The organism is Pseudomonas putida, assembly GCA_029953615.1.
GTDB lineage: Bacteria > Pseudomonadota > Gammaproteobacteria > Pseudomonadales > Pseudomonadaceae > Aquipseudomonas.
In genome coordinates, this window is sequence record CP124529.1 from 3,289,823 (window position 1) to 3,313,428 (window position 23,606).

At 62.1% G+C, this 23,606-nt stretch carries 30 protein-coding genes; 20 read left to right on the forward strand and 10 right to left on the reverse strand.

The window, feature by feature from the left end; genetic code table 11:
• Positions 1-53 precede the first annotated feature (53 nt).
• The 10 genes from QIY50_15060 (at position 54) to QIY50_15105 (ending at position 5,451) form a co-directional block, all read left to right on the forward strand.
• Entirely contained in the window at positions 54-1,181 is a 1,128-nt protein-coding gene (locus QIY50_15060) for a hypothetical protein (GenBank protein ID WGV18772.1), read from the forward strand.
• Positions 1,182-1,307: 126 nt separating this feature from the next.
• Positions 1,308-1,691 carry a YkgJ family cysteine cluster protein gene (locus QIY50_15065; GenBank protein ID WGV18773.1) on the forward strand — a complete coding sequence of 128 codons (384 nt, stop codon included), beginning with the start codon at positions 1,308-1,310 and terminating at the stop codon, positions 1,689-1,691.
• 106 nt (positions 1,692-1,797) lie between these two features.
• Positions 1,798-2,106 carry a transposase gene (locus QIY50_15070; GenBank protein WGV18774.1) on the forward strand — a complete coding sequence of 103 codons (309 nt, stop codon included), beginning with the start codon at positions 1,798-1,800 and terminating at the stop codon, positions 2,104-2,106.
• A 141-nt stretch (positions 2,107-2,247) separates the two neighbouring features.
• Entirely contained in the window at positions 2,248-2,490 is a 243-nt protein-coding gene (locus QIY50_15075) for an IS3 family transposase (protein ID WGV18775.1), read from the forward strand.
• 1 nt (position 2,491) lies between these two features.
• Positions 2,492-2,947, forward strand: a complete 456-nt coding sequence (locus tag QIY50_15080) for an IS3 family transposase (GenBank protein WGV18776.1) — start codon at positions 2,492-2,494, stop codon at positions 2,945-2,947.
• Between the two features lie 393 nt (positions 2,948-3,340).
• Positions 3,341-3,487: a hypothetical protein gene (locus QIY50_15085; GenBank protein WGV18777.1), complete on the forward strand. Its 147-nt coding sequence runs from the start codon at positions 3,341-3,343 to the stop codon at positions 3,485-3,487.
• Positions 3,484-3,735, forward strand: a complete 252-nt coding sequence (locus QIY50_15090) for a DUF3077 domain-containing protein (GenBank protein WGV18778.1) — start codon at positions 3,484-3,486, stop codon at positions 3,733-3,735. Before QIY50_15085 ends, QIY50_15090 begins: the two co-directional genes overlap by 4 nt.
• A 193-nt stretch (positions 3,736-3,928) precedes the next feature.
• Positions 3,929-4,492: a GNAT family N-acetyltransferase gene (locus tag QIY50_15095; protein WGV18779.1), complete on the forward strand. Its 564-nt coding sequence runs from the start codon at positions 3,929-3,931 to the stop codon at positions 4,490-4,492.
• A gap of 12 nt (positions 4,493-4,504) precedes the next feature.
• Entirely contained in the window at positions 4,505-5,044 is a 540-nt protein-coding gene (locus tag QIY50_15100) for a hypothetical protein (GenBank protein ID WGV18780.1), read from the forward strand.
• A gap of 20 nt (positions 5,045-5,064) precedes the next feature.
• A complete protein-coding gene (locus tag QIY50_15105; GenBank protein ID WGV18781.1) occupies positions 5,065-5,451 on the forward strand; it encodes a lysozyme inhibitor LprI family protein in 387 nt (128 codons plus the stop codon).
• A gap of 161 nt (positions 5,452-5,612) precedes the next feature.
• On the opposite strand, the gene mnmH is transcribed toward QIY50_15105, so the two are convergent.
• Together mnmH and selD are read right to left on the reverse strand one after the other, a co-directional pair.
• On the reverse strand, positions 5,613-6,725 hold the full coding sequence (gene mnmH, locus QIY50_15110) for a tRNA 2-selenouridine(34) synthase MnmH (GenBank protein WGV18782.1): 1,113 nt from the start codon (positions 6,723-6,725) through the stop codon (positions 5,613-5,615).
• Positions 6,725-7,759 (reverse strand): selenide, water dikinase SelD, encoded by a 1,035-nt coding sequence (selD, locus tag QIY50_15115; GenBank protein ID WGV18783.1) that lies wholly within the window; start codon positions 7,757-7,759, stop codon positions 6,725-6,727. The genes mnmH and selD overlap by 1 nt, the downstream gene beginning before the upstream one ends.
• 126 nt (positions 7,760-7,885) lie before the next feature.
• Between selD and QIY50_15120 the strand changes: the two genes are divergently transcribed.
• Genes QIY50_15120 through phnE form a run of 4 tightly spaced genes read left to right on the forward strand, consistent with a single transcriptional unit; the run spans position 7,886 to position 11,140 of the window.
• Positions 7,886-8,740, forward strand: a complete 855-nt coding sequence (locus QIY50_15120) for a putative selenate ABC transporter substrate-binding protein (GenBank protein WGV18784.1) — start codon at positions 7,886-7,888, stop codon at positions 8,738-8,740.
• Positions 8,741-8,760: 20 nt separating this feature from the next.
• On the forward strand, positions 8,761-9,555 hold the full coding sequence (locus QIY50_15125; GenBank protein WGV18785.1) for an ATP-binding cassette domain-containing protein: 795 nt from the start codon (positions 8,761-8,763) through the stop codon (positions 9,553-9,555).
• The gene (locus QIY50_15130; GenBank protein WGV18786.1) at positions 9,549-10,376 is read left to right on the forward strand and encodes an ABC transporter permease; all 828 of its coding nucleotides are present in this window, start codon (positions 9,549-9,551) and stop codon (positions 10,374-10,376) included. Before QIY50_15125 ends, QIY50_15130 begins: the two co-directional genes overlap by 7 nt.
• Positions 10,373-11,140 (forward strand): phosphonate ABC transporter, permease protein PhnE, encoded by a 768-nt coding sequence (phnE, locus tag QIY50_15135; protein WGV18787.1) that lies wholly within the window; start codon positions 10,373-10,375, stop codon positions 11,138-11,140. The genes QIY50_15130 and phnE overlap by 4 nt, the downstream gene beginning before the upstream one ends.
• Before the next feature lie 131 nt (positions 11,141-11,271).
• Here the strand turns inward: phnE and QIY50_15140 are convergent, their stop codons facing one another.
• From QIY50_15140 to QIY50_15155, 4 genes are all read right to left on the reverse strand, one after another.
• Positions 11,272-12,159 carry a bestrophin family ion channel gene (locus QIY50_15140; protein ID WGV18788.1) on the reverse strand — a complete coding sequence of 296 codons (888 nt, stop codon included), beginning with the start codon at positions 12,157-12,159 and terminating at the stop codon, positions 11,272-11,274.
• Positions 12,160-12,282: 123 nt separating this feature from the next.
• Positions 12,283-12,771, reverse strand: coding sequence for a GNAT family N-acetyltransferase (locus QIY50_15145; protein WGV18789.1), 489 nt, complete (start codon positions 12,769-12,771; stop codon positions 12,283-12,285).
• A gap of 69 nt (positions 12,772-12,840) precedes the next feature.
• Positions 12,841-13,152 carry a helix-turn-helix domain-containing protein gene (locus tag QIY50_15150; protein WGV18790.1) on the reverse strand — a complete coding sequence of 104 codons (312 nt, stop codon included), beginning with the start codon at positions 13,150-13,152 and terminating at the stop codon, positions 12,841-12,843.
• Positions 13,100-13,891: an AraC family transcriptional regulator gene (locus QIY50_15155; GenBank protein WGV18791.1), complete on the reverse strand. Its 792-nt coding sequence runs from the start codon at positions 13,889-13,891 to the stop codon at positions 13,100-13,102. The genes QIY50_15150 and QIY50_15155 overlap by 53 nt, the downstream gene beginning before the upstream one ends.
• Before the next feature lie 160 nt (positions 13,892-14,051).
• Between QIY50_15155 and QIY50_15160 the strand changes: the two genes are divergently transcribed.
• The 5 genes from QIY50_15160 to QIY50_15180 all read left to right on the forward strand — a co-directional run bounded on the left by QIY50_15160 (position 14,052) and on the right by QIY50_15180 (position 18,559).
• Positions 14,052-14,924, forward strand: a complete 873-nt coding sequence (locus tag QIY50_15160) for an ABC transporter substrate-binding protein (GenBank protein ID WGV18792.1) — start codon at positions 14,052-14,054, stop codon at positions 14,922-14,924.
• A gap of 78 nt (positions 14,925-15,002) precedes the next feature.
• Complete coding sequence (locus QIY50_15165; GenBank protein ID WGV18793.1) at positions 15,003-15,791, forward strand: amino acid ABC transporter ATP-binding protein; 789 nt, start codon at positions 15,003-15,005, stop codon at positions 15,789-15,791.
• The gene (locus tag QIY50_15170; protein WGV18794.1) at positions 15,791-16,447 is read left to right on the forward strand and encodes an amino acid ABC transporter permease; all 657 of its coding nucleotides are present in this window, start codon (positions 15,791-15,793) and stop codon (positions 16,445-16,447) included. Before QIY50_15165 ends, QIY50_15170 begins: the two co-directional genes overlap by 1 nt.
• On the forward strand, positions 16,444-17,127 hold the full coding sequence (locus tag QIY50_15175) for an amino acid ABC transporter permease (protein ID WGV18795.1): 684 nt from the start codon (positions 16,444-16,446) through the stop codon (positions 17,125-17,127). The genes QIY50_15170 and QIY50_15175 overlap by 4 nt, the downstream gene beginning before the upstream one ends.
• 4 nt (positions 17,128-17,131) lie before the next feature.
• The gene (locus tag QIY50_15180) at positions 17,132-18,559 is read left to right on the forward strand and encodes an amidase (protein WGV18796.1); all 1,428 of its coding nucleotides are present in this window, start codon (positions 17,132-17,134) and stop codon (positions 18,557-18,559) included.
• A 119-nt stretch (positions 18,560-18,678) separates the two neighbouring features.
• Here QIY50_15180 and QIY50_15185 read toward each other — a convergent pair whose 3' ends face one another.
• Genes QIY50_15185 through QIY50_15195 form a run of 3 tightly spaced genes read right to left on the reverse strand, consistent with a single transcriptional unit; the run spans position 18,679 to position 21,228 of the window.
• The gene (locus tag QIY50_15185; GenBank protein ID WGV18797.1) at positions 18,679-19,581 is read right to left on the reverse strand and encodes a transporter substrate-binding domain-containing protein; all 903 of its coding nucleotides are present in this window, start codon (positions 19,579-19,581) and stop codon (positions 18,679-18,681) included.
• Positions 19,582-19,608: 27 nt separating this feature from the next.
• Positions 19,609-19,959, reverse strand: a complete 351-nt coding sequence (locus QIY50_15190; protein ID WGV18798.1) for a RidA family protein — start codon at positions 19,957-19,959, stop codon at positions 19,609-19,611.
• Positions 19,960-19,986: 27 nt separating this feature from the next.
• Entirely contained in the window at positions 19,987-21,228 is a 1,242-nt protein-coding gene (locus QIY50_15195; protein ID WGV18799.1) for a D-amino acid dehydrogenase, read from the reverse strand.
• A gap of 107 nt (positions 21,229-21,335) precedes the next feature.
• Between QIY50_15195 and QIY50_15200 the strand changes: the two genes are divergently transcribed.
• A complete protein-coding gene (locus QIY50_15200; GenBank protein WGV18800.1) occupies positions 21,336-22,244 on the forward strand; it encodes a LysR substrate-binding domain-containing protein in 909 nt (302 codons plus the stop codon).
• Positions 22,245-22,319: 75 nt separating this feature from the next.
• Here QIY50_15200 and QIY50_15205 read toward each other — a convergent pair whose 3' ends face one another.
• The gene (locus tag QIY50_15205) at positions 22,320-23,315 is read right to left on the reverse strand and encodes an IS110 family transposase (protein WGV18801.1); all 996 of its coding nucleotides are present in this window, start codon (positions 23,313-23,315) and stop codon (positions 22,320-22,322) included.
• Positions 23,316-23,606: the final 291 nt, after the last annotated feature.

The window sequence follows — 23,606 nt, forward strand, 5'->3', positions numbered from 1 at the left end:
ACCCATCTGCCTACCTATCGTCAGCACTCATTTCTCACCAAAGAGATTCCCCCATGAGTGTCTTCACTGCCTACTTCTGCGGCACCGGCTCGCACCGCTTCGACGATGCCAACCCCAACTTCTGGAATGGCGAACTGGTCTCGACCCTGGCCAGCAACGACCAGGGCCGCGAGTTCGCCCACTGGATCGCCGTGGACGGCCCCGGCAGCGGCAACCTCCAGGACGACCACCTGTTCGTCGAGCCCGGCGGCTACTTCAACTGGACCGGTCAGTTGTTCGGCCGCGGCTGGGAAGAAAACGTCAACCATGTGCTGCAAGTGATCAGGGGCGAAAGCAGCTGGCAGCGCACCAAGCTGAGCGAGGAAGAGTACCAGCGCCTGAAGGCCGCTGGCGTACCCATTCCGGATGTGTCTTCCGTTGCCTCCTGGTTCTGGCGTACCTACGACTACGGTGATCGCCATCCAACGCCACAGGAATTGCAGGAGCGCATCATCAGTATGTTCCGCAAGCCGCGCTTGCCAACCCAGGTGAACCTGGTGGGCTGGAGCAGGGGAGGGATCAGTTGCCACATGCTGGCAAACGCCATGGCAAAGGACCCTGTGTTGCGCGGCATCCCGGTGAACATCTTTGCCATCGACCCGGTGCCGGGCGTCGGCAATGTACAAGTCGAGCGCGTAATGCTGGCTGATAACGTCAAAGAGTATGTAGGTTTCTACTCGCGGGATGAGCGCTCCAAGGGTTTTGCTTGCGTGATTCCGATAGTTGCAAGCAATACTCGGATATGTGTCTACCCGATGCCAGGCAGGCATGCCACGTTGGTGGGTAATGCCTCGGTGGATGGTGCGGGCGACGGCAAGGTGCTGGTGGAACCGGGGTTGATTGTTCGCCATTTTGCCGAGGTCTGCCTGACCCGCTGGGGTGTGCAACTGGACAAGCGCCTGGCCTTGGGCGACAGCCAGCTGATGAAGTATCACCGGCTCATGGCGGCGGCTGAGCAGCAGTATCAGGCCATGCGCAGTGCGTCCTATACCCTGCTCACCGAGGGCGAAAAGCACGACCGGCTGGTGCACTGCGGCGAAGCCCGCACCTACTTCAGCAAGGTGCAGGGTGGCGAGTACGACCCGAGCGCAGGCCTGGCTTTGCAGCGTTGGGATGCTGCGACTTACAAGGCCATCTGCTAGCCGTAACGGGCGGCCGGATCAGCGGCAGATTTTTTTGCATTGCCCCTCTATCCAGCCGCCCCCGCTTGGACTGAAAATGGCGCCGCGGGCCAGCCCCGATAACAACAACCTTCCCTCCGTGCCATCATGTCCGAATATAACCCTTGCCTTGACTGCGGCGCCTGCTGCGGGTACTTCCGTGTGTCCTTCTTCTGGGGCGAATGCCAGTCTGCCGGGGGCGTTGTGCCGGACGACCTGGTGGTACAGATCAACCCCACCCGCGTTGCCATGATCGGCACCGATGCCAAGCCCTGCCGCTGTGTCAGCCTTGCTGGCGAGATCGGCAAAGAGGTGGCTTGTACCATTTATGCCAACCGTTCCAGCCCCTGCCGCGAGTTCGAGGCGTCGTGGGTGGGTGGGGTGCATAACCCCAGCTGCGACGATGCGCGGGCGGCGTATGGGCTGCCACCGCTGACCCCGCCAGAGGCCAACGAGCCGCATTGGCCGGATGATGGGGCTGAGGTGGCCTGAAGCATCCAGGTTGCCTGTGATGGCCTCTTCGCGGGCACGCTGAACTGGCCTAATGACCCCGGACACCTCTTAAGGGCGATATGATTCGCCCAATCCGGAGGTTTCCATGCAAGAACGAAAGACCTACACCCGCGAGTTCAAGCAACGTGCTGCAAGCATGGTTCTTGATGACAACTGCTCGATTCCCGACGTCTGCGCCTCAATGGACGTCGGCCCTACGGCTCTGCGCCGGTGGGTTGATCAGGTGCGCAAAGAGCGTCAAAAAGGCCAGCCAGTAGCCGGTACCAAGGCGATCAGCGACGAACAGCGAGAACTCCAACAACTGCGGGCCAAGATCAAGCGCCTGGAGGCCGAGGCTGAAATCTTAAAAAAGGCTACAGCTCTCTTGATGTCGGATCCCGATCGTTTTTCCTGATCGAGGAGCTGAGAGAGTCTGGTGCGTATCCGACCAGCCTGCTTTGCCGTGTGCTGAATGTATCCCGGTAGCGCATTTTATGACTGGCTTCACCGCCGTTCAGCGCCTAATACCAAGCGTGACGCGCTCAGGGAAAAGGTCGTGCAATTGCACGCTGAAAGCCGTGGAAGCGCAGGCGCAAGGATGCTCTCTGAGCACTTGAAAGCCCAGCAACTGAAGGTAGGTCGGTATCTGGCCGGAAGACTCATGCAGGAAGCAAATCTGGCCAGCAGACAGCGCCGTCGGCATCAGTATCGCTCCAGAGGAGTCGAGGCATTCGTGGCTAAGAACCTGCTCGAACGTAACTTCGAGCCTACTGCGATCAACCAAGTCTGGTTGCGGTGATGTGACCAGTTTGATGGTCGGGAAACGTTGGTATCACCTGGCAGTAGTAATTGATTTGTTCGCCCGTCGGATCGTTGGTTGGGCGTTTTCCCTGATCAACGATGCCAACCTGGTTAGTAAGGCATTGAGGATGGCGGTAGGGGTTCGGGGCAAGCAGCCAGGCTTGATGTTTCATTCGGATCAAGGCTGCCAATACACCAGCCAGCGCTTCCAATCCGAGCTGCTTGAGCATGGGATAACGCAGAGCATGAGCCGCAGGGGGCAATGCTGGGACAACGCGCCAACAGAGCGTTTCTTTGGGACGCTTAAGTCAGAGTGGGTTCCGCCCAAGGGCTACCAGGAAATTGAAGAAGCCAGGCAGGATATGACCAGCTTCTTCATGCGATACAACCGAATCCGGCTCCACAGCTACAACAACTATCTGTCGCCAATAGCCATGGAGCAGCAGGCGGCTTGATCACCGTAATCGGTGTCCGGAAAAACTTGACCAGAACACGCCCGCTCCCACAGGTACTGCACAGGGTTCAAATACTGTGCGGTCCCTGTGGGAGCGGGCGTGCCCGCGAAGAGGCCATCAGCTGTAAGAAGATTCTGAACCTGAAACCAAATGCTTCAGGTTGCCAGGGATTAGGAATTATCCTACGACCTCAGTCGGATGCCGTCTGATAGGCAAGTACATACCTCAGAGATAGCGTTTCAGCGTCGTCGCAACTGGCGACCGGGTGTGAGAAGCCCGAAGTTTGGGGTTGCCTCTGAGACTACTTCCGAGATGACTATGACTAACCTCGTACCTGATCCATCTGTTACAGACCTTACCTACCAAGCCGCCAAGTCCCAGGCCACCCAGGTCATGGACAACCTCTCCGGCACCATTATCCAATACCTCGGCGCCGAAGCCTCAGCCCTGCGTTCCAGCCTGCTGGAAGCGATGTCAGCCCAAACCGACCTGCTACAAGCCCTGCTAGCCCACATGAAAGCGCAGGAGGCCAAGGCATGAGCGACCACCTCAAATCCCGCACCACCGCCGGCGTGGAAAAATTCCTTGAGCTGTACCGGGTAGAGCCCGGCGTCCCGCTCGATCTCGCATTCGATGAATTGTCGGTGCTGATCGGCTGCATCAAGCACCTGAACGAAGAGGCCGAGATGGAGGGCGACAAGATCGCCGGCAGCGCGGCGCGGATTCTCAGTGCCATGGCCAAGGCGCTGATCAATGACATGGAAGTGGGGTTGAACCGCGGCGCCTGAGCGATTTCTGGGGCCGCTCTGCGGCCCATCGCCGGCAAGCCAGCTCCCACAGGTACAGCGCAAGGTTCCGGGCCTGCGGTGAACCTGTGGGAGCTGGCTTGCCGGCGATGGGCTGCGCAGCAGCCCCGGGATGCTTGAACCGATCGCTTGACGTTAAACTGTCCTCTCCCCAGCAATGGACAGGAGATCCGGCGTGACCCCACCCCGTAGTTTCCCCAGTGACCTCTGCCTCGACAGCCCGCGTCTGCAGTTGCGCCCCATGCGCCACGCCGATGCTGCCCAATGGCTGGCGATCATGGCCGATCCCGAGGTCATGCGTTACTGGCACCATGCCCCCTGGCAAGACCTGGCCGAAGCCGAAAGCGCCCTGGCCGCCGACCGCGAAGCCTATGCCAATGGCGACCAGCTCAAGCTCGGCATGTACCGCCGCGACAACGGCGAACTGATCGGCATGGTCCAGCTGTTCAACATCGACGATGTGTCCCGCCGTGGTGAGATCGGCTACTGCCTGGCCAGCGCAGTGCAGGGCAGGGGGTACATGGACGAAGCCTTGACCTGTTTCATCGATTACCTCGCCCATACCTTGCACATGCGTCGCCTGGAAGGCGAAATCGACCCGCGCAACCAAGGGTCGGCACGCACCCTGGAGCGCCAGGGTTTTGTGCTGGAAGGTACCCTGCGTGCGCGTTGGTGCGTTGGCGGCGAGTTGTCTGATTCGGGTATTTATGGCCTTCTGCTAGAGCCCCCGGTTGCCTAGGAAGTAAATCTTTTGCCAGTTTTCTACCTGAGCGTCAGCTTGCTGCTTTACCTGCTCGCCCTGTTCTTCGATGGCGCGCTGATGAGCGGCGACCGCCACATGCCGGCCCTGCAGATGCTGCTCTACGGGCCGTGGGGCGTGCCCTTCGGCCTGTACCAATGGTTCGCCAACCCGCTACTGGCCTTGGCGATCCTGGCCCATCGACGCTTCCGGCGGCTGGCGTTGCTGGCCGGGTTGGCCGCTGTGTACCTGGCGGCCAGCAGCTTCGGCATCACGCGTTTGCCCGATAACCAGACCTATGAATTCCATGACCTGACCGGTTTTGGTGCTGGCTTCTACCTGTGGCTGGCGGCGATGGTGGTGTTCTGCCTGGGCCAGGCGTGGCATTGCTGGAAGGCCCGCAGTGCCAATGACATGCCGGGTTGGAACTGGCTCGACGTGGCGTTGATTGCGGCGTTGGGTGTGGCGCTTTATACGGCTACGCAGATGCCTTCGTTGCGCTTCGAGCCGGGCAAGGTGCTGATGCCGCCGGAACAGCCGCAGACGCTGTGATATCCACAAGGAGAGTTCGCATGATCAAGCATTACCTGACAGGTCTGGCACTGGCCTGCGTGCTGCCGCTGGCGGTGGCGGACGACTACACGGCGGCCTATGGACAGTGCATGGACAAAGCCTCCAGCACCGTGGCCATGAGCGAGTGCATCGGGGCCGAGACGCAAGTGCAGGATCAGCGCTTGAACCGGGTGTACAAGCAACTGATGGCCAAGCTGGATGCCGGGCAGCAGAAGAGCCTGCGCGATGTGCAGCGTAAATGGCTGGCCTACCGCGATGGCAATTGCCAGTTCCATGTGCAGGCCAGTGGCGGGACCATGGCGCAACTGGAAGGTGGCACCTGCCTGATGGACATGACCGGCGACCGCGCGGCGGAACTGGAACGGGTGCTTAGCCCGAGGCAGTAGAGCTTTTTCAGGAATTATTGGCCCGCCCTTGTAGGAGCGGCCTTGTGTCGCGATGGGCCGCAAAGCGGCCCCGCGATGTCAGCGTCAAGGCAGCAATAGCCGGGGCTGCTGTGCAGCCCTATCGCGACACAAGGCCGCTCCTACAGGTGTTGCAGCGCCTGTCAGATGCGCGGTGCGCGCAGGGCTCGGGCCTTGAGGTACTCGCGCACTTCCACGGCATCCCCGGCAAACTCGATGCGCTCTGCCTTGGCAGCGCGCTGGTAGGCATACATCGGGTCGTAATACTCGTTCAACAACCCTTCGATCCAGCCCCGATGCAAGTCCACCGCACCACTGCGCAGCTGCTCGTCCAGCGCCTCGCGCAGGATCTCCGACAAGCGCTGATGACGCTCGCCGCCCAGGCGTTTGTAGATATTGGCCATGCTCTGCAACATGCGTTCGGCAAACAGCCGGCGGCCATCCTCCTCGCCATGCACGCTGACGAACTCGGCGCTCAGGTTGACCACGTAGTCACGCAGGATGCGCTCCACGCGGTTGGTGAAGCTGTCTTCCAGCCACACCAGCGGATACTGCTGCATGCCCTGGTACAGCGCCAGCGGCACCGTGCAACTGCCGACGATGCGGCCTTCATCCTCCAGCACGAACTGTTCGATGCCACGGGCGCGCTTCTTCAGCACGTCGATGGCCAGCTGGTTCTCGAAGTCGATCTGCGCCGGCTGCGCGGTGGCGCGCTTGCCGAAGCTGGAACCGCGATGGTTGGCATGGCCTTCCAGGTCCAGCACGTTATCCAGCTGGTGCAGCACATCGGTCTTGCCGGTGCCAGTCAGGCCCCCCACCAGCACGAAATCGCATTGCACCACTGCCTGCTCGGTGGTTTCCAGCAGGAAGGTACGCATGGCCTTGTAGCCACCTTTGACGCGCGGGTACTGGATGCCCGCCTCATCGCGCAACCAGCCCTGCACGATCTGCGAGCGCAGGCCACCACGGAAGCAGTACAGGTAGCCTTCCGGGTGAGCCTTGGCGAACGCTGCCCAGGCCTCCAGGCGTGCCTGCCTGGTGGCGCCGCTGACCAGTTGATGGCCAAGGGCGATAGCGGCAGCCTGGCCCTGCTGCTTGTAGCAGGTGCCGACCCTCTGCCGCTCCTGGTCGTTCATCAGCGGCAGGTTGACGGCACCGGGAAAGGCGCCCTTGGCAAATTCGACAGGTGCGCGCATGTCCATCATCGGCACGTCGTCGAGGAACAGCTGGCGGAAATCGGTGCAGTCGGGGCGCATCAGATCACCTCGACCGCGTGGCTCTGTCGCTCGACCAGCTTGCCGATCGGCGCCAGTTGCAGGCCCAGTTCGGCGGCCACCGCCAGGAACTCGGCTTCACCTTCCGGGGCAACTGCCACCAGCAGGCCGCCGCTGGTTTGCGGGTCGCACAGCAGGTGCTTCTGGTCGTCGCTCAGGGCGCCGATCTTGTGGCCGTAGCTGTCGAAATTGCGCAGGGTGCCGCCAGGGATGCAGCCCTCGGCCAGGTAGTGGTCGACGCTGGGCAGGCGCGGTACGGCGGCGTAGTCCAGGTGCGCGGTGAGGCCGCTGCCTTCGGCCAGTTCCACCAGGTGGCCGAGCAGACCGAAACCGGTGACGTCGGTCATGGCCTTGACCCCGTCGAGCTTGCCGAAGCGGCTGCCGGGGGTGTTGAGGGTGCACATCCAGTCGCGGGCCAGGCCCTGGTCCTGCTCGCGCAGCTTGGCCTTCTTCTCGGCGGTAGTGAGGATGCCGATGCCCAGTGGCTTGGTCAGGTACAGGCGGCAGCCTGCGCTGGCGGTATCGTTGCGCTTGAGGTGGCGCTTGCTGACCACGCCGGTGACGGCCAGGCCGAAGATCGGCTCGGGCGCGTCGATCGAGTGGCCGCCGGCCAGCGGAATACCGGCCTCGGCGCACACCGCACGGCCACCGCGGATCACTTCGCGGGCCACTTCCGGCGGCAGCACGTTGACCGGCCAGCCGAGGATGGCAATGGCCATCAGCGGGTCGCCGCCCATGGCGTAGATGTCACTGATGGCATTGGTGGCGGCGATACGGCCGAAGTCATACGGGTCATCGACGATCGGCATGAAGAAGTCGGTGGTCGAGACCACACCACGCTCGTCGTCCAGCGCATACACGGCTGCGTCGTCACGCGAGGCGTTGCCGACCCACAGTTTCGGGTCCAGGGCCTGGGTGCCGCTTTCGGCGAGGATCACGTCCAGCACCTTGGGGGAGATCTTGCAGCCACAGCCGGCACCATGGCTGTACTGGGTCAGGCGAATCGGCTCGCTCATGTGTACCTCGGCAGGTCAATTTGTTGCGCGATTGTAGCAAAGCTGGCCTTTGAGCCTGCGCCTCTTATAATTCCCGTTGTCGGCGCAAAGGCCGGCCTTTCCCCGCTATTGAACCGGAGAACACCCATGCTCAAACGCCCCCTGGCGCTCGCCGCCGGCCTCGTGCTGTCTTGCTGTGCCGTTGTCGTCCAGGCCGCTGAAACCCTGCGGGTCAGCGCCATCCCGGACGAAGCGCCGACCGAACTGCAGCGCAAGTTCAAGCCGCTGGGCGAGTACCTGGCCAGGCAGTTGGGCATGGAAGTGAAGTTCGTACCCGTGGCCGATTACCCGGCAGTGGTCGAGTCGCTGGCCTCCGGTCGCCTCGATCTGGCCTGGCTGGGAGGCTTCACCTTCGTCCAGGTGCACCTGAAGGACCCGACCGCCACGCCGCTGGTGCAGCGTGAACAGGACGCGCAGTTCACCTCCAAGTTCATCACCGCCAACCCCGATGTGAAGAGCCTGGCCGACCTCAAGGGCAAATCGTTCGCCTTCGGTTCCATCTCGTCCACCTCGGGCAGCCTGATGCCGCGTTACTTCATGCTCAAGCAGGACAACATCAAGCCTGAAGACTACTTCAGCCGCGTTGCCTACTCCGGCGCCCACGATGCCACCGTGGCCTGGGTGCAGGCCGGCAAGGTCGATGGCGGCGTGCTCAACGCCAGCGTGTGGCAGAAGCTGGTGGATGCCGGCAAGGTCGATACCGCCAAAGTGAAGGTGTTCGCCACCACCCCGACCTACTTCGACTACAACTGGACCGTGCGTGGCAACATGGACCCGGCGCTGAAAGAGAAGATCAAGAAAGCCTTCCTCGACCTTGACCCGGCCAACCCGGAGCACAAGGCGATCCTCGACCTGCAGGCCGCCAGCCGCTTCATCGAGACCAAACCTGAGAACTACGTGGGCACCGAACAGGCTGCACGCGAGGCCGGCCTGCTCAAGTGACATCGACAGTGGCTTCCAACGTGGCTATCCAACTGCACGGGGCCGGGCTGCGCCATGGCCCGGTGCGTGCGCTTGATGCCGTGAGCCTGAGCATCGGCCAGGGCGAGCGCGTCGCCATCATCGGGCCTTCGGGGGCGGGCAAGTCCAGCTTGCTGCACCTGATGGCGACCGCCGTCCAGCCCAGTAGCGGGCGCCTGGAGCTGCTCGGCGAGCAGCCCTGGGCGTTATCCGCCAGGGCCCGCCAGCGCCTGCGTGCGCGGGTAGGCCTGGTGCACCAGGCACCACCTTTGCCACCGCGCCAGCGGGTGGTGACGGCGGTGCTGGCCGGCCGCCTGGGGCAGTGGGGTGTGCTGCGCGGCCTGCTCAACCTGCTGTACCCCAGTGATGTGCCTGGGGCGCGCCAAGCCCTGGCCGAACTGGGCCTGGCCGACAAACTGTTCGTGCAGTGCGGGCAATTGTCCGGTGGCCAGTTGCAACGGGTGGGTATTGCCCGAGCGTTGTACCAGCGGCCGCAGGTGTTGCTGACCGATGAGCCGGTGTCGGCCATGGACCCGGTGCTGGCTGACCACAGCCTGGCGTTGCTCAACCGCCATGCACAGGCCAATGGTGTGACCCTGGTGGCGAGCCTGCATGCCGTGGAGCTGGCGCTGGCGCACTTCCCGCGGGTGATTGGTATTCGCGAAGGGCAGGTGGCGTTCGACTGCCCGGCGCAAGCGGTGACCGAGCAGTTGCTGGATGCGCTGTACGCCAACGAACAACTGGCTTCACCGCCAAGCCAGGGGCCGGCCCTGACCGTGCAGATTCCGCGATGCTGAAGCTCGATGCCCGCGACCCGGCGCTGCTGCCGCGGTTGCTGCTGACCCTGTTGGCGGTGGCGGTGCTATGGCCTGGTATCCGGTTGAGCGAACTGAACCCCGGTGTGCTGCTGCAGGCAGAGAACCGCCAGCAAATCGCCAGTTTCACCAGTGCCTTCTGGCCACCGGCACACGATGCCGACTTCCTTTCGCTGCTGTATGAAGCCACCCTGCAGACCCTGGCCGTGGCCACGGCCGGCATGGCGTTGGCGTTGCTGCTGGCGGTCCCTGCCGGGTTGCTGACCAGCCGTGCCCTGTCGCTGCGTGCAGCCTCCCGTGGTGGTCGCGCCGGGTTGTGGTCGCGCCTGCTGCGCCTGCCGGTGCGCTGGTTGCTGATTTTCCTGCGCAGTGTGCCGGAGATCGTCTGGGCATTGCTGTTCGTGCGGGCCGTGGGGCTGGGGCCGACGGCGGGCGTACTGGCCATTGCCATCACCTACAGTGGCATGCTCGGCAAGGTCTATGCCGAGATCTTCGAGTCGGTCGACCAGCGCCCGGCCCATGCCTTGCTGCAGGCGGGTAGTGGCCGCCTGGTTGCTTTTTTTTACGGCATCCTGCCCAGTGCGGTGTCCGAAGTGGTGTCCTACACCGTGTACCGCTGGGAGTGCGCGGTACGTGCCTCGGTGGTGATGGGCTTTGTCGGTGCTGGCGGGCTGGGGCAGCAGATTGACCTGTCGATGCGCATGTTTGCGGGGGCGGAAGTGGCGAGCATGCTGCTGACGTTCCTGGTCCTGGTGATGCTGGCCGACCTGCTCAGTCGTGTTCTGCGCTGGAGACTGGCATGAACCGGGTCATCAATTGGCTGGTGCTAGGCGCCATCGTGGCTGCGGTGATGGCCTCGTTCGCCTACCTGGAGCTGGACTTGCAGGCGCTGGTCGGCAACGGCGGGCTGGGGCAGATGGGCGACTATGCCGGGCGTTTCCTGCACCCGGACCTGTCTGCCGGTCACCTGCGCGCGGTGGCGCACGGGGCGTTGGAAACCCTGGCCATGTCGGGCCTGGGCACCTTGTTGGCGATGGTGCTGGGCATGCTGTTGGCGCTGCCGGCCGCTGGCCGCTTCGGTTGGCCATTGCAGGCCTGCGCGCGGCTGCTGCTGAATGCCTTGCGGGCCATCCCGGAGCTGGTGTGGGCCGCGCTGACGGTGCTGGCGGCCGGGCTTGGGCCGAATGCCGGTACCTTGGCGTTGGCGCTGCATACTGCTGGCGTGCTGGGCCGGCTGTTTGCCGAGGCGCTGGAGAACGCACCGCCGGAGCCGGCGGCGGCCATCCGCCTGCAGGGCGGCAGCCAGGTGGCGGCGTTCTGCTTTGGCACCTTGCCCAATCTGTGGCCGCAGCTGTTGGCCTACAGCCTGTATCGGTGGGAGAACAACATCCGCATGGCCAGCGTGCTGGGTTTTGTCGGGGCTGGCGGGTTGGGGCAGATGCTGTATACCACCTTGAGCCTGTTCCAGGAGGCCCAGGCCAGCACGGTGATAATGGGTATGCTGGTGCTGGTATTGCTGGTGGATGCGTTGAGTGATGTGTTGCGTCAGCGCTATGTGCGGGCCTGACAGATTGCCGGGGCCGCGTTGCGGCCCTATCGCCCGGCAAGCCAGCTCCCACAGGTACTGTGCAAGGTCGCAGGATCCCACTGCCCCTGTGGGAGCTGGCTTGCCGGCGATAGGGCCCTTGAGGTCTGGCACTAAGCCAACTCCCCACACTGCGCCTCCCGCTGCATCGACTCCAGGTTCCGTTCGATCGTCTCGCAAATGCTGTCCATCTGAATCTGGTGCTCACTGAGCCTGAACGGGCTCTGCAGATCCGTCCCGATCCGCTCGATGGCCAGCAGCATGAACCCCACCACCGTCGAAGCCAATGGCGTGAACCAACCCAGCGACTCCACCAGCCCCACCGGCACGATCAAACAGAACAGGGTGATGAACAGCCGCGGGAAATACACATAAGGGTAGGGCAGCGGCGTATTGGCGATCCGCTCCATGCCACCCTGGGCATTGGACAGGTCTACCAGCGTCGACTCCAAGCGCGCCAGGCGAATGCTGTCCAGCCGGCCTGCCTGATACTCCCGCGCCAGTAGCGCCGCCGAGCCGCTGAGGATGTCGTTGGCAAAATTGTTCGAGCGGTTGCGCCGCTCGAATTCCGCCGGCGGGATGAACGCCATCAGTTCGTCCGGGCAGCGCTCACCCTTCAGGTGCGCCGCCAGGCAGTTCACATAGGCAATATGCCGGCGCAGCAGGGTTGCCTTGACCGGGTTCAGGCCATCGTCCGGGTCATCGATCAGGGTCAGCGCCTGCCGCGCGAAGCTGCGCGAACTGTTGACCAGCGCCCCCCACAACGTGCGTGCCTCCCACCAGCGGTTGTAGGCGCTGCTGTTGCGAAAACTGACCAGCACCACCAGCGCAGAACCCAGCAAGGTCAACGGGATCAGCGGCAGGGTGAACTTGCTGTTGAAGAACAGCATGAAGTCGATGGTGACCAGCACATCCCAGATCAGCAGCCAGAACAGCGACCAGCCGATATAGCCGATGGTCTTCACGGCCAGGCGGTACTTGCGGACGATGATGTCTTTCACGCGGGGTACCTCGAAAACGGGCAGATGCAGGATCCGACGTCGAGGTAGGGCGAAGGTTCGGCGGCTGATTGTTGCAAGGTATTCTGAATCTTCTCGTCCAGCCCCATGCAGTGCCACGCTGACTCAGCCGGGCTGAATCAACACCTGTTTCATCTGCACCAACGCCACCCGCGAGCCATCCCGCGCCTGCCGTTCCTCGATGCCGAACGGCACGAAGCCCAGCTGTGGATAAAGCAGCAGGCCCGCTGTGTTGTGGTTGAAGCACGACACCCATACCTCCCGGGCTGCGAAATGTTGGCGGGCCAGTTCGATCATGGCGTTTACCAGGTAGCGCGCTACGCCGTGGCCGCGTGCGGCGGGGGCCACGACCACGTTGCCCAGGGCGCACACGCCGCCGTGTTCGGCCTTGTAGAAGTTGGCGAAGGCCAGCACCGTGCCGTTGCCTTCCACCACCGTGGAGCTGCTGCGTTGGGCGATGGCATTGCTCAGTTGCGCGGGGGTGAGGGGGTAGTCGGCTTTGGGGAACATGTAGAACAGTTCGGCCGGGCTTTGCGGGAAGCTGCAGATTTCAGCGATATCGTCGGGCTGTACGGGGCGGTGGGTCAGGTGCATGGCAAGTCCTTGTATGCTGGCTGGTCCGTGAAGTCATATTCTGCCCCGCGACGGCTCGATATTCACGGTTCATGAAGCTGTTTCCCCCTTGGTCGGGGTCGCATTTCGCAGCAGTTCTTTGCGCAATTTGCCGGGGGACATGCCGAACAGGTTCTGGAAATGCCGAATGAAATGGGGAGCATCGGCAAAACCGCATTCAAAAGCGATTTCTCCGATATGTCGATCCGAGCTGATGAGCAGCCAGCGGCCAAACCGGAGTCGGACCTGGCGATAGAACTGGGCCGGCGTGCTACCGGTTTCGGCGACAAACAGCCGCTCCAGCTGCCGTTTACTGGTACCGACAAGGTTCGCGATCGCGTCGATGTCCAAAGGCTCGGTCATGTGCTTTTCCATCAGCATCACGGGCTTCGTGCAGGCGCCTGTTCGAAGCGCTGGCGTAGCCAAGTGCCTTGCGCCGATCGACGAAGCTGCCAGAGCTGTTTTTCGCGACTGTCATCTGGTGAACGACCTTGCCGGCCCGATCCGGGCCGCAATGCATCCCGATAAGGTGGATGGCCAACTCGATCACCGAGATACCGCCGGCGCAGGTGATGCGGTCCTTGTCGATGAGGAAGTCACTGTTGCTGACAAAGCGCAATCTGGGAAACAGGCGTTTCCAGTCATCGCAATGGTAGGCATGCACGCAGGCAGTACGCCCCTCCATCAGGCCGTGTCGCGCAAGCACGAAGCTGCCTGTGCACAAGCCGATCAACGGCACGTCAGCGGCGGCTGCCTGATGCAGGAATGCCGCATAAGTCTTCGGCGCAGTCTCCAGGTAATCCAGTAGCCCGCCAATCACCACGATGTAATCGAATTGATGAGGGTTGCCGAGTTCACTGTCGATGGGTACGTCCAGCCCGCAACTGGAAACGACCCTTTGCCCGGGGGTGCCGAGAACTTTCCATTGGCATCGTATCGGGCGGCTCTGATCGCCGGTATCGGCAGCATGGCGCAACGCATCGGTCAGCCCCGAGAGTGACAGCAAGGGGAAGCGCGGCCATAGCACGATACCGATAGACAGCTCGGCGGCGCCGCGTCGGCTTGGCGGATGTCGTGCCTGCCCCTTGTCCAGCGCTTCCACGAGGCTTGCGCTGGAGGCGTTGGGCAGTGCATCTCCGAAATGTCGCAAATATTCAATCATTCCTGCAAACCATCCAACCAGTTATGCCGCTGATCACCATACGATGAGCGCTAGCCCAACACCATGCTGTTCATAAAAAAAAGCAATCAAGGAGCACGTGATGAACAAGCCCAATGTTCGACGGTTTGCCAGTATTCATGCGGGTTTGCTGGTCGCCATGCTGGCCTCGCTACCGGCCTTCGCACTGGAAACGGTAGAGCCGGGCAGCCTGACCGTCGCGTTCACCGGGGATATGCCCGGGACCGGTTATCAGGACAGCCGGCTGGTCGGCTACGACGGTGAAATCCTTCAACAAATATCCGAGAAGCTGAGTTTGAAGGTAAAGCCGGCCTTGATGGACTGGGCCAGTACCATTGCCTCGGTACAAGCCAACCGCGTGGATGTCATGGCCGGCACCATGGGCTGGACCGTGCAGCGTGCGAAGATCATGACCGTGAGTGACCCGATTCACTATTTCAAGAACGGCATCACCCAGACCGACAAGACCAACTGGAACAGCCTCAAGGATTTGCAGGGCAAGAAAGTCGGCACTATCACGGGTTTTTCGTTCATTCCCGAGATGCGCAAGATCGAAGGCTTGCAGGTAGCGCTGTACGACACCTCCGATGCCGCAGTGCGCGATCTGCTCGCCGGGCGTATCGATGCCGTGATTGGCGACCCGCCAGTCATGCAGTACGCCATTTTCCGCAACCAGCAATGGCACCTGCGCTTCAACGCGTTCACCGACAACGATCCGGATTTCCCACTGCTGACTGGCCTGGGACAGGTGGTGTACGGCTTCAATAAAGAGGCCAGCCCGCAGTTGGTGGCCGCGGTCAACGAGCAGATCCAGAGCCTCTGGAAAAGCTGTGAAATGCGCAAGATCGGTGCCCGCTACGGCTTGTCCCAGGATGTCTGGTATGTGCCGCAAGGCAACAACCTGAGGGTGGGAGTCGACCGCCCGGCCGACTGGCAACTGCCTGGCTGCCAGTAAGCGCATGAGCGGATGAATCGGCCTGGTTGCCCGTGCCGGTTCATCGCCATACCTATAACAATAAAGAGGTTAACCAAGATGTCGACGCCGTCCGAACCTGCGTTGCTGCGCGTGCATGACCTGCACAAAAGTTATGGTGATCTGGAAGTGCTCAAGGGCATCGACCTGGAGTTGAAAGCCGGTGAAACGCTGTCGTTGATCGGCCCCAGCGGGTCGGGAAAGTCCACTTGCCTGCGGTGCATCAATTACCTGGAAAAGCCCACCCGCGGCGATATCTGGCTGGGCGACGAGCTGATCGGTCAGGTCAGGGACGGCAAGCGCATACGCCTGATGAGCGATCGGGAAATGGCCCCACAGCGGCGCGAGATCGCCATGGTGTTTCAGCTTTTCTACCTCTGGCCACATCTGACTGTGCGCGACAACGTCGCGCTGGGGCCGATCAAGGCGCAGGGCATGCCGCGCAAGCAGGCCTACGAGCTGGCTGATGCCATGCTGGAAAAAGTCCACCTGCGGCACAAGGCCGAGGTCTACCCCGAGCAGTTGTCCGGCGGGCAGCAGCAGCGAGTGGCTATCGCACGCGCGTTGGCCCAGCAACCCAAGGTCATCCTGTTCGACGAGCCAACCTCGGCACTGGACCCCGAACTGGTGGGGGAAGTGCTTGCCGTGATTCGTGAGCTTGCGCAAGAGGGCCGCACCATGATCATGGTGACCCACGAAGTGCGCTTCGCCCGGGATGTGGCGGACCGGGTGATCTTCATGGACGGTGGGCACATTGTCGAGCAAGGGCCTTCGGCGCAGGTAATCGACAGTCCACGTCATGAGCGTACCCGCAGTTTTCTTGGGCGCATGGCCATGGAGGGCGCTTGATGGCGAATTTCGAAGTGTTTCTCGGGCTATTGCCCCTGCTGTTGAAAGGCGCGCTCACCGCCCTGGAAATCGCGCTGTGCACCTTGCTGCTGGCAAGTGCCGGCGGCGTGGTGCTTGCCGTGTTGCTGACATTCGGTCGCTCACGGCTGCTGCATGGCGTGATCGGCTGCTTCATTGAGTGGATGCGCAATGTGCCTGCGCTGGCGCACCTGTTCCTGATCTATTTCGGACTCTCCTACCTTGGCATCAACTTGCCCGCGTGGCTGGCCGCCATCCTTGGCTTGAGCCTGGTGGGCAGTGCGGTATTGGCCGACATTTTCCGCAGTGGCTTGCAGTCGTTGCATGTCGGCCAGCATGAAGCCGGGTTGGCTGTCGGCCTGAGCCGGATGCAGATTCTGCGCTGCATTCTCTTGCCCCAGGCCCTGCGCGTGACCTTGCCAGCGTTCGCCAACTACGTCACGCAACTGGTCAAGGACACCTCCATCGCCTCAGCCATTGCCGTGCCGGAGATCATGTTCCTGGCGCGTAATCTGGTGACCTCCACCTTCCAGACTTCGCTGATCTACCTGGCAGTGATGTGCATCTACGCCGTGATGATTGTGCCGATCGGTGTGGGATTCCTTCGGCTCGAACGTCATCTGGGGAGTGCGCGATGATCAGTTTCTTTCAGCAATACCCGGAGTACTGGAGCGACTGGAGCGTCCGCCTGATGCTCGGTGCACGGATCACCGCCGAATTGTCGCTGTTAGGGTTCGCTCTGGCGGTCGTGCTGGGGGCGTTGTTAGTCTGGGCGATGCGAAGCCCGAGCGCGATCCTGAAGCGGTTGGCAGCGTTGTTCATCCAGAGCATGCGGGCAGTGCCGCTTCTGGCGTTGCTGCTGGCCCTGTACTTCGCGCTGCCCAGCCTGGGGTTGACCTTGTCCGGCTATTGGGCCGGGGCCATCGGCCTGGGTTTGCAGGGGGCCGCGTATGTTGCGGAAATCCTCCGTGGCGGCCTGGATTCGCTGCATCGCGGCCAGCGCGAAGCGGCTATCGCCATTGGCCTGACGCCACTGAAAGCGTTCACCAGCGTCATCCTGCCGCAAGTGTTTCGGGTCATATTGCCGCCCCTGCTCAACGCCTACGTGTCGATCCTCAAGGACAGCTCGCTGTGCGCCCTGATTGCCACCGATGAGTTGATGCTGGCAGCGCGGGCCATCGCTTCGGAAACCTTCCTGCCAATGCATGTCTTCCTGCTGGTAGGGCTGTTCTATTTCGTAATCGCCTTCCCTCTTTCAATGCTGTCGCGTGTGCTTGAAAAGCACATTTCACGCGGGCGCAAAACCGTGCGAGGTTGAACCTATGAACACCATGGATCAGGTAACTTTCCACAGCATTGGCCAGTTGCAGCAGGCGCTGCGGGCCGGCTCGCTGACCAGCGAAGCGCTGGTGCGGGCGCAACTGGCGCGCATCGAGCGTTTTGACGAGCAACTGAATGCCTATGTCGAGGCCTATCCCTCGCGGGCCTTGAGCGCGGCGATTGCTGCGGATCGTCAACGTGCGTCCGGCATACACCTCGGGCCGCTGCATGGCATTCCCGTGGCGATCAAGGACTTGTTCGAGATCGATGGCCAGGCCATTACCGGTGGCTCATTGGCGCAGGAACCGCGCGTTTCGAGGTTGACCGCCACTGCGGTGCAACGCCTGGAGCGTGCCGGCGCAATCATTCTTGGCAAGACCCAAACGGTCGAATTCGCTTTCGGTGGCTGGGGCACCAACGCGGTGATGGGCACGCCGTGGAACCCGTGGGACCGCAATGTACATCGCGCTCCGGGTGGCTCCAGCAGTGGCTCGGCAGTGGCCGTGGCCAGCGGCCTGGCGAGCGCTGCGCTGGGGACCGATACCGGCGGCTCGGTGCGCATTCCGGCGGGCATGTGCGGCCTGGTCGGGCTGAAAACCACGCGTGGCCTGGTCAGCCGCCATGGCTTGATCGAGCTGTGCCCTTCGCTGGACTCGGTCGGGCCTATCACGCACACGGTTGAAGATGCGGCGTGGATGCTGGATGCCTTGCTAGGCCCGGACCCGCTGGACCCGGTTGCGGCCCAGGCACCGGTATTCAGCGCCGCTGCCGGTCTTGGCCGGCCGGTAGCCGGCTTGCGCATCTGGGTGCTGCCGCAGGCGGAACGCGCGCATATCGCTCCCGGCGTACTGAAGGCTTACGACCAGGGGCTCAAGCAACTGGCCGCGTTGGGCATGCAATTGATCGAACAACCGCTGCCCACTTCTCTGGAGCAGTGCATGCGCATCGCTGGCGGGCTGATGAGCGCCGAGGGTTATGCCAGCCTGGGCAGCTTGTTCGAGCGCGACGACCTGCGTTTCGACCCCCATGTCCAACGTCGCATACTCAGTGGTCGCGCCATCGACGCGGCGGCGTATATCCAGTTGCACAATCAGCGCCGTGCCGCCCGGCAAGCCATGCAGGAGGCGATGGCCAACATCGACGCCTGCGTTTTCCCGACCAACGCTATTGGCAGCGTGCCGTTGGAGGAGGTCGACGAATATGGCACGCCACTGGCGTTGTTGGGGCGGTTCGCCAACTTGATGAACCTGTGTTCGGTGGCGCTGCCCATCGGGTTCGATGAAAAGGGTATGCCGGTCTCGATGCAGGTTGTGGGGCAAGCGTTCGCCGAGCCACTGATCCTGCGCATCGGCCATGCCTATCAACAGGTCAGCGACTGGCACACTCTGCGGCCTGAAGGGTGGGAGCTGGCGGGCAACGCGGTTGCGTGATGGATACGGCGGCAGGCAGGCATGACCGCCATGGCGATGAAAACGCTCACTCGCAAGCGGCTTTTGGCAGTGACCCTTGCAGGTCACTGCCTTTTAGCGGAAGGGGAGGGATACTGAAGTTACTGCACCGGGTCACTCACCGGCTTGGCAAAGATGGCCTTGAGTTCGCTGGTCATCGGGAACTCCAGGTTCAAGCCTTTGGGCGGAATCGGCTGTTGGAACCAGCGCTGGTAGATCCCGTTGATTTCCCCTGAGCTGTACAGCTCGCCCAGCGCTGCATTTACCAGCGCCAGGAACTGTGGGTCATCCTTGCGCACCATGCAGCTGTAGATTTCCCGCGACTGCTCTTCGCCGACCACCACCCAGTTGTGCGGGTCGCGGGCCTTGGCGCGTTCGCCATAGAGCAGTGCATCGTCCATGTAGAACGCCGCTGCCCGGCCAGACTGCAACATCTGGAACGCTTCGCCATGGTCCTTGGCGCTGATCACGGACATGTCCATCTTGTTATCGACGTTGTAGCTCTTCAGGTAACGTTCGTTGGTAGTGCCGGCAGTGGTCACCACATTCTTGCTGCGCAGGTCGGCGAAGTGCTTGATCCCGCTGTCCTTGGCGGTCAGCAACTGGCCTTTGACATAGATGAACCCATAGGAAAACGCCACCTGCTTCTGTCGCTCTGCGGTGACGCCGGTCGAGCCGCATTCCAGGTCGACGGTGCCGTTCTGCACCAGCGGAATGCGGGTTTGCGATGTCACCAGGTTGTACTTCACCTTGAGCTGGGGCAAGGCCAGCTTCTGCTGTACCCGCTCGACGATCTTGTTCGCCAGGTCTACCGAGTAGCCCATGGGTTGGCCCGAGTGATCGCCCACGTAGGAGAACGGCACTGAAGCGTCGCGATAGCCCAGGGTGATGCTGTTGGCGTTGGCGATCTTGCTCAAGGTAGGCCCCAGCGCTGCTTCGTCAGCATGGGCCTGAGTGCCTAGCAACAGGGCGAGGGTGCAGCCGATCAACGTGATTTTTTGCATTGTTATTCTCCGTTGCAGGTGGGGGGATTAGCGACGTGCCGCGATGATGGTTATTTCCACCAGCACTTGCGGGCGCGCCAGTTCGGCCTGCAAGGTGGTACGACTGGGCGCCTGGCCGGGCGATAGCCAGGCAGACCAGACGTCATTCATTGCCGCGAAATCGTTGCCGATGTCCTTCAGGTAAATGGTCGCGCTGAGCAGATGGTCCTTGTCGCTGCCGGCCTCGGCCAACAATGCGTCGATCTTTTCCAGTACCTGGCGCGTCTGGCCGCCGACATCGGTGGCATCGTCCGGCACCTGGCCGGAGAGAAACACCAGGTCGCCAAAGGTCACGGCGCCGGACAAGCGTGGGTTGGGCTGGATACGGTGAATGGTCATCGGGTGGTCCTTTCCAGGTGTGAGTGTTCAAGCCGCACGGGGCGTAAAACCCTGCAGGTCAATGGAGGGGCGGCGTTGGCCTATCAGTTCACTGAGTAATCGTGCACTGGCGCAGGCCAGGGTGAAGCCCAGTGCACCATGGCCAAGGTTCAGCCACAGGTTGCGATACGCCGTTGCGCCCAGCAGCGGCACGCCGCTAGGGGTAGCCGGACGCATGCCGGCCCATTCGATGGCATAGTCATAATTACCGGCATTGGCGAAGGTCTCGCGGGCCTGGCGTTTCAGCAAGGCCAGGCGCTTGGGGTCCAGCGACGGGTCGAAACCGACAATGTCGACCATCGCCGCCACCCGCAACTGTTCACCGATCCGGGCGTAGACGATCTTGCGGTCGTAGTCGGTGATGCTCAGGTCCGGCGCCCGGTGCTGGGCGCCGATCGGTACTGTCAGGCTGTAACCCTTGAGCGGGTACAGCGGCAGATCGACACCCGGCAGAGCCAGCAAGGCACTGCGGTGGCCGGCCGCAAGGACCAGATGCTCCACCGGCAGCACCTCGTCGCCCAGTTCGATCGCACTCACCACGCCATGGGCATGGCGAATGCCGGACACCGCCTGGCCCAGGCGGAATCTGCAGCGTCCCGAAGCCTGCAAGCGCGCCGCCAGTTGCTGGCAAAAGCCATGGCAATCGCCGACTTCTTCATCCGGGGTATAGATGGCGCCGACAAAGAACGCCTCTGCCAGTGCCGGGTCCAGGCGGGTGCAGTCGGCGTGCGACAGCACCTGTTGTTGCTGGGGCGCGGCAAGGTGCTTGCGCGCATGTTCGAAGCTGCCGGCCTGGCGGAAGGTGACCAGCTTGCCGTTGCGCCGCCAGTGGAAACCACCCAGGCCATCTTCTTCTCGCCAGGCTTGCAAGGTCGACTGGCTCAACAGCGCGAGGCGCAACAGATGGCCTGCATTGGCGCGGTTGACCGAAGAGCGGCAAGCCCCGAGGAATGAGGCCATCCACCGCCACTGGGCAGGATCGAAGCGAGGGCGCAATCTGAGCGGCGAGTCGCCACGCAGCATCCAGCCAATGGCCTGCAAGGGCACACCTGCGTCGGCCAACGGCGCCACGTAGCGATAGGACAGCTGGCCGCCGTTGGCGAAGCTGGTTTCACTGCCCAGCGAATCGCGCGCCTCGACCAGCGTAACGTCAAAGCCGTCGCGTACCAGTGCGTAAGCGGTTGCCAGGCCAATGACGCCACCGCCGATGATGCATACATGCTGAGCCATGTCAGTCCTAGGTCGTTGTTGAAACGAGCCTGAGGTTAGGGCCAGGTGACAGGTGGCGAAAAATGAATAAAGATCGCTGAGCCATAAACAAAGGTTATGGACTTGCCATGCGTCTTCGCCATATCGAGATTTTCCAGGCTATCCGTCAGACCGGCTCGGTCAGCGGTGCTGCACAGTTGCTGCATGTTTCCCAACCCGCTGTGACCAAGGTTCTGCAGCACGCGGAACAGCAACTGGGCTTTCCGTTGTTCCTGCGGGTGCGCGGCAAACTGCAGCCCACGCCCGAAGCGCTGGAGCTGGAGCGTGAGGTCGACAAGGTCACGGAGAGCCTGCAAGGGGTGCGGCGCCTGGCGCAAAGCCTGCGTCGCGCGCCGGGGCATAGCCTGCGGATCGGTGCGACCCCGGCACTGGCCCTGTCGCTGCTGCCGCCGGCCATTCATGAGTGGACCCGGCGTTATCCGGACATCGCTTGCGAGCTGTCCAGTGCTCACAGTCGCGAACTGGTGCAGAACCTGTTGATGCGGGAGATCGATGTCGCCCTGACCCTGCAACAGCCCGATCACCCGGCGCTGAAGGCCCAGGCGCTGGCCAGCGGGGTGTTGGTGGCGTTGGCACCGGTAGGTTATTGGCCGCTGGAGGATGAAGGCAAGCCGCTGCCGTTGACGGCACTGGCCGGTGCGCCCTTGATCGGGCTGTCCAGCGCCGACCCGCTGTCGGTGCGCCTCGACAGCTACCTCAAGGCGGTGGAGCCGCCGCCACGGGTGAGCATTGCGGTGCAGACCTATTCACTGGCCAGGGCGATGGTCGAATCCGGTGCTGGGCTGGCGGTCATCGACCCCTTCACCGCCCTTGGCGCGGCGCCTGGGGCGACCGCGATTCGTCCTTTGGCCCCGGCGCTGCCGATCACCCTATATGCGGTAACCCGCACTGACGAACCGCCAGCGCATACCCTGCGCGAGTTGCTGAGCCTCTTCAGCAGCCGTGCGCAGGGGCAGCTGGATCGTTGGCGCTACTGATGGGTACGGCTGTGGAGCAACCTTCTTGCTCAAATCTATAAGTTGGCGCGATCCCTGTAGATACTCTGTTGGCGGTCAAGCTTTTCTGAGGTGTTCAGAGCTGAAAAGCTTGGCCGTATCAAATGGCTCATCCCCGCGCATACATGCCCAGATGCCTGTCAGGTACTTGCGCATGACAGCAGCGATAGCCTGCATTTTCTTCTTGCCCCTGTTGACCAACGACTCGTAAAAAGCCTTCGCATAAGGGTCGCAGCGCACTGCGGTCAAGGCAGGCATGTACATGGCTGCCCGTAGATAAGCATTCCCACTTTTGCCGAGTCTGCCGGGCTTATCAATGCTCGTTCCCGATTGGGTCTGTCGAACATCGAGACCCGCGTGGCGAGCTACCTGCGAGGACTTGAGCATTTGAGGAAGGATGGTCAGTTCAGCCAATGCCGCAAGTGCAGAGACTTCTCCCATCCCAGGCCCTGCGAGCAGCTGCTTGTACTGCCGAGTAAGCGTCGGACACTGGGCGACCAGCTCGCGGCCCGCCTTACGAAAGCGCTCAATTCGATTATCCAGTGAAGCAATCGCTTCCTCCTGATCCTCGATCAGCATCGACACGGTTGTAGCGGTCGCCTGCAATGCATGCAGTTCGTTCTTCGCCCTTGTACGATGCCCCACCAAACGATTGATGTGTCGCCCCAGAGCCCTCAGTTCAAGCTGCACAAGGCTTGGAGGTGTCCACAAGCGCGGTGTCATACGCTCGCCGTACTCGGACAGCAGTTGAGCATCTATTGCATCGGTCTTGCTGTTCACCAGCATCAGTTTGGCGAAATTGTGGAAGCTCTTGGGGTTGATCACGGATACAGGGAGGTCAGCCGCATGTAGCTCAAGGGCCAAGTCCAGGTAATAGATTCCGGTCGCCTCCATCACGATCGACTTGGGTTTGAGTGCCAGCAGCTTTTTCACCGCAGCCTTACGGCCTGCAGGGGTTTGAGCGATATCCCACTGTCCGGCCGGACGCCCATCTTTACGCACCCCAACGACCGAAGTACGTGAGCCGATATCGACGCCAACCCAGACACTCATTCCTTCCCTCTCCCAAGCGAGTTAGGTAACAATGGCCTCCGGTTCCCCGACCTCGAACTTCATGCTGCTGCAACCTTGTAATGCGAAGTCCGACTTGTCGGCTTCTCGATACTCTTCGCAGTGGGCAATGAGGCGGGGGCCTCTCTACATACAAGGTCAGGGGCAATACCTGCCTTCAGGAGCGATCGGCCTCCCCGGAAGTGCTTCTTCAGCCCGACGAGAATAACCTCTCCCGCTAGGCCAGACACAACATACAAGGAGCGGCCTTGTGTCGCGAAAGGGCCGCAACGC

Excerpts from the sequence above, each read along its gene's own strand:
- QIY50_15060 (WGV18772.1), top strand. The coding sequence starts at position 54 with ATGAGTGTCTTCACTGCCTACTTCTGCGGCACCGGCTCGCACCGCTTC.
- QIY50_15065 (WGV18773.1), top strand. The coding sequence starts at position 1,308 with ATGTCCGAATATAACCCTTGCCTTGACTGCGGCGCCTGCTGCGGGTAC.
- QIY50_15070 (WGV18774.1), top strand. The coding sequence starts at position 1,798 with ATGCAAGAACGAAAGACCTACACCCGCGAGTTCAAGCAACGTGCTGCA.
- QIY50_15085 (WGV18777.1), top strand. The coding sequence starts at position 3,341 with ATGGACAACCTCTCCGGCACCATTATCCAATACCTCGGCGCCGAAGCC.
- QIY50_15090 (WGV18778.1), top strand. The coding sequence starts at position 3,484 with ATGAGCGACCACCTCAAATCCCGCACCACCGCCGGCGTGGAAAAATTC.
- QIY50_15105 (WGV18781.1), top strand. The coding sequence starts at position 5,065 with ATGATCAAGCATTACCTGACAGGTCTGGCACTGGCCTGCGTGCTGCCG.
- mnmH (WGV18782.1), bottom strand. The coding sequence starts at position 6,725 with ATGCGCCCCGACTGCACCGATTTCCGCCAGCTGTTCCTCGACGACGTG.
- selD (WGV18783.1), bottom strand. The coding sequence starts at position 7,759 with ATGAGCGAGCCGATTCGCCTGACCCAGTACAGCCATGGTGCCGGCTGT.
- QIY50_15120 (WGV18784.1), top strand. The coding sequence starts at position 7,886 with ATGCTCAAACGCCCCCTGGCGCTCGCCGCCGGCCTCGTGCTGTCTTGC.
- QIY50_15130 (WGV18786.1), top strand. The coding sequence starts at position 9,549 with ATGCTGAAGCTCGATGCCCGCGACCCGGCGCTGCTGCCGCGGTTGCTG.
- phnE (WGV18787.1), top strand. The coding sequence starts at position 10,373 with ATGAACCGGGTCATCAATTGGCTGGTGCTAGGCGCCATCGTGGCTGCG.
- QIY50_15145 (WGV18789.1), bottom strand. The coding sequence starts at position 12,771 with ATGCACCTGACCCACCGCCCCGTACAGCCCGACGATATCGCTGAAATC.
- QIY50_15150 (WGV18790.1), bottom strand. The coding sequence starts at position 13,152 with ATGACCGAGCCTTTGGACATCGACGCGATCGCGAACCTTGTCGGTACC.
- QIY50_15160 (WGV18792.1), top strand. The coding sequence starts at position 14,052 with ATGAACAAGCCCAATGTTCGACGGTTTGCCAGTATTCATGCGGGTTTG.
- QIY50_15165 (WGV18793.1), top strand. The coding sequence starts at position 15,003 with ATGTCGACGCCGTCCGAACCTGCGTTGCTGCGCGTGCATGACCTGCAC.
- QIY50_15170 (WGV18794.1), top strand. The coding sequence starts at position 15,791 with ATGGCGAATTTCGAAGTGTTTCTCGGGCTATTGCCCCTGCTGTTGAAA.
- QIY50_15175 (WGV18795.1), top strand. The coding sequence starts at position 16,444 with ATGATCAGTTTCTTTCAGCAATACCCGGAGTACTGGAGCGACTGGAGC.
- QIY50_15180 (WGV18796.1), top strand. The coding sequence starts at position 17,132 with ATGAACACCATGGATCAGGTAACTTTCCACAGCATTGGCCAGTTGCAG.
- QIY50_15185 (WGV18797.1), bottom strand. The coding sequence starts at position 19,581 with ATGCAAAAAATCACGTTGATCGGCTGCACCCTCGCCCTGTTGCTAGGC.
- QIY50_15190 (WGV18798.1), bottom strand. The coding sequence starts at position 19,959 with ATGACCATTCACCGTATCCAGCCCAACCCACGCTTGTCCGGCGCCGTG.
- QIY50_15195 (WGV18799.1), bottom strand. The coding sequence starts at position 21,228 with ATGGCTCAGCATGTATGCATCATCGGCGGTGGCGTCATTGGCCTGGCA.
- QIY50_15200 (WGV18800.1), top strand. The coding sequence starts at position 21,336 with ATGCGTCTTCGCCATATCGAGATTTTCCAGGCTATCCGTCAGACCGGC.
- QIY50_15205 (WGV18801.1), bottom strand. The coding sequence starts at position 23,315 with ATGAGTGTCTGGGTTGGCGTCGATATCGGCTCACGTACTTCGGTCGTT.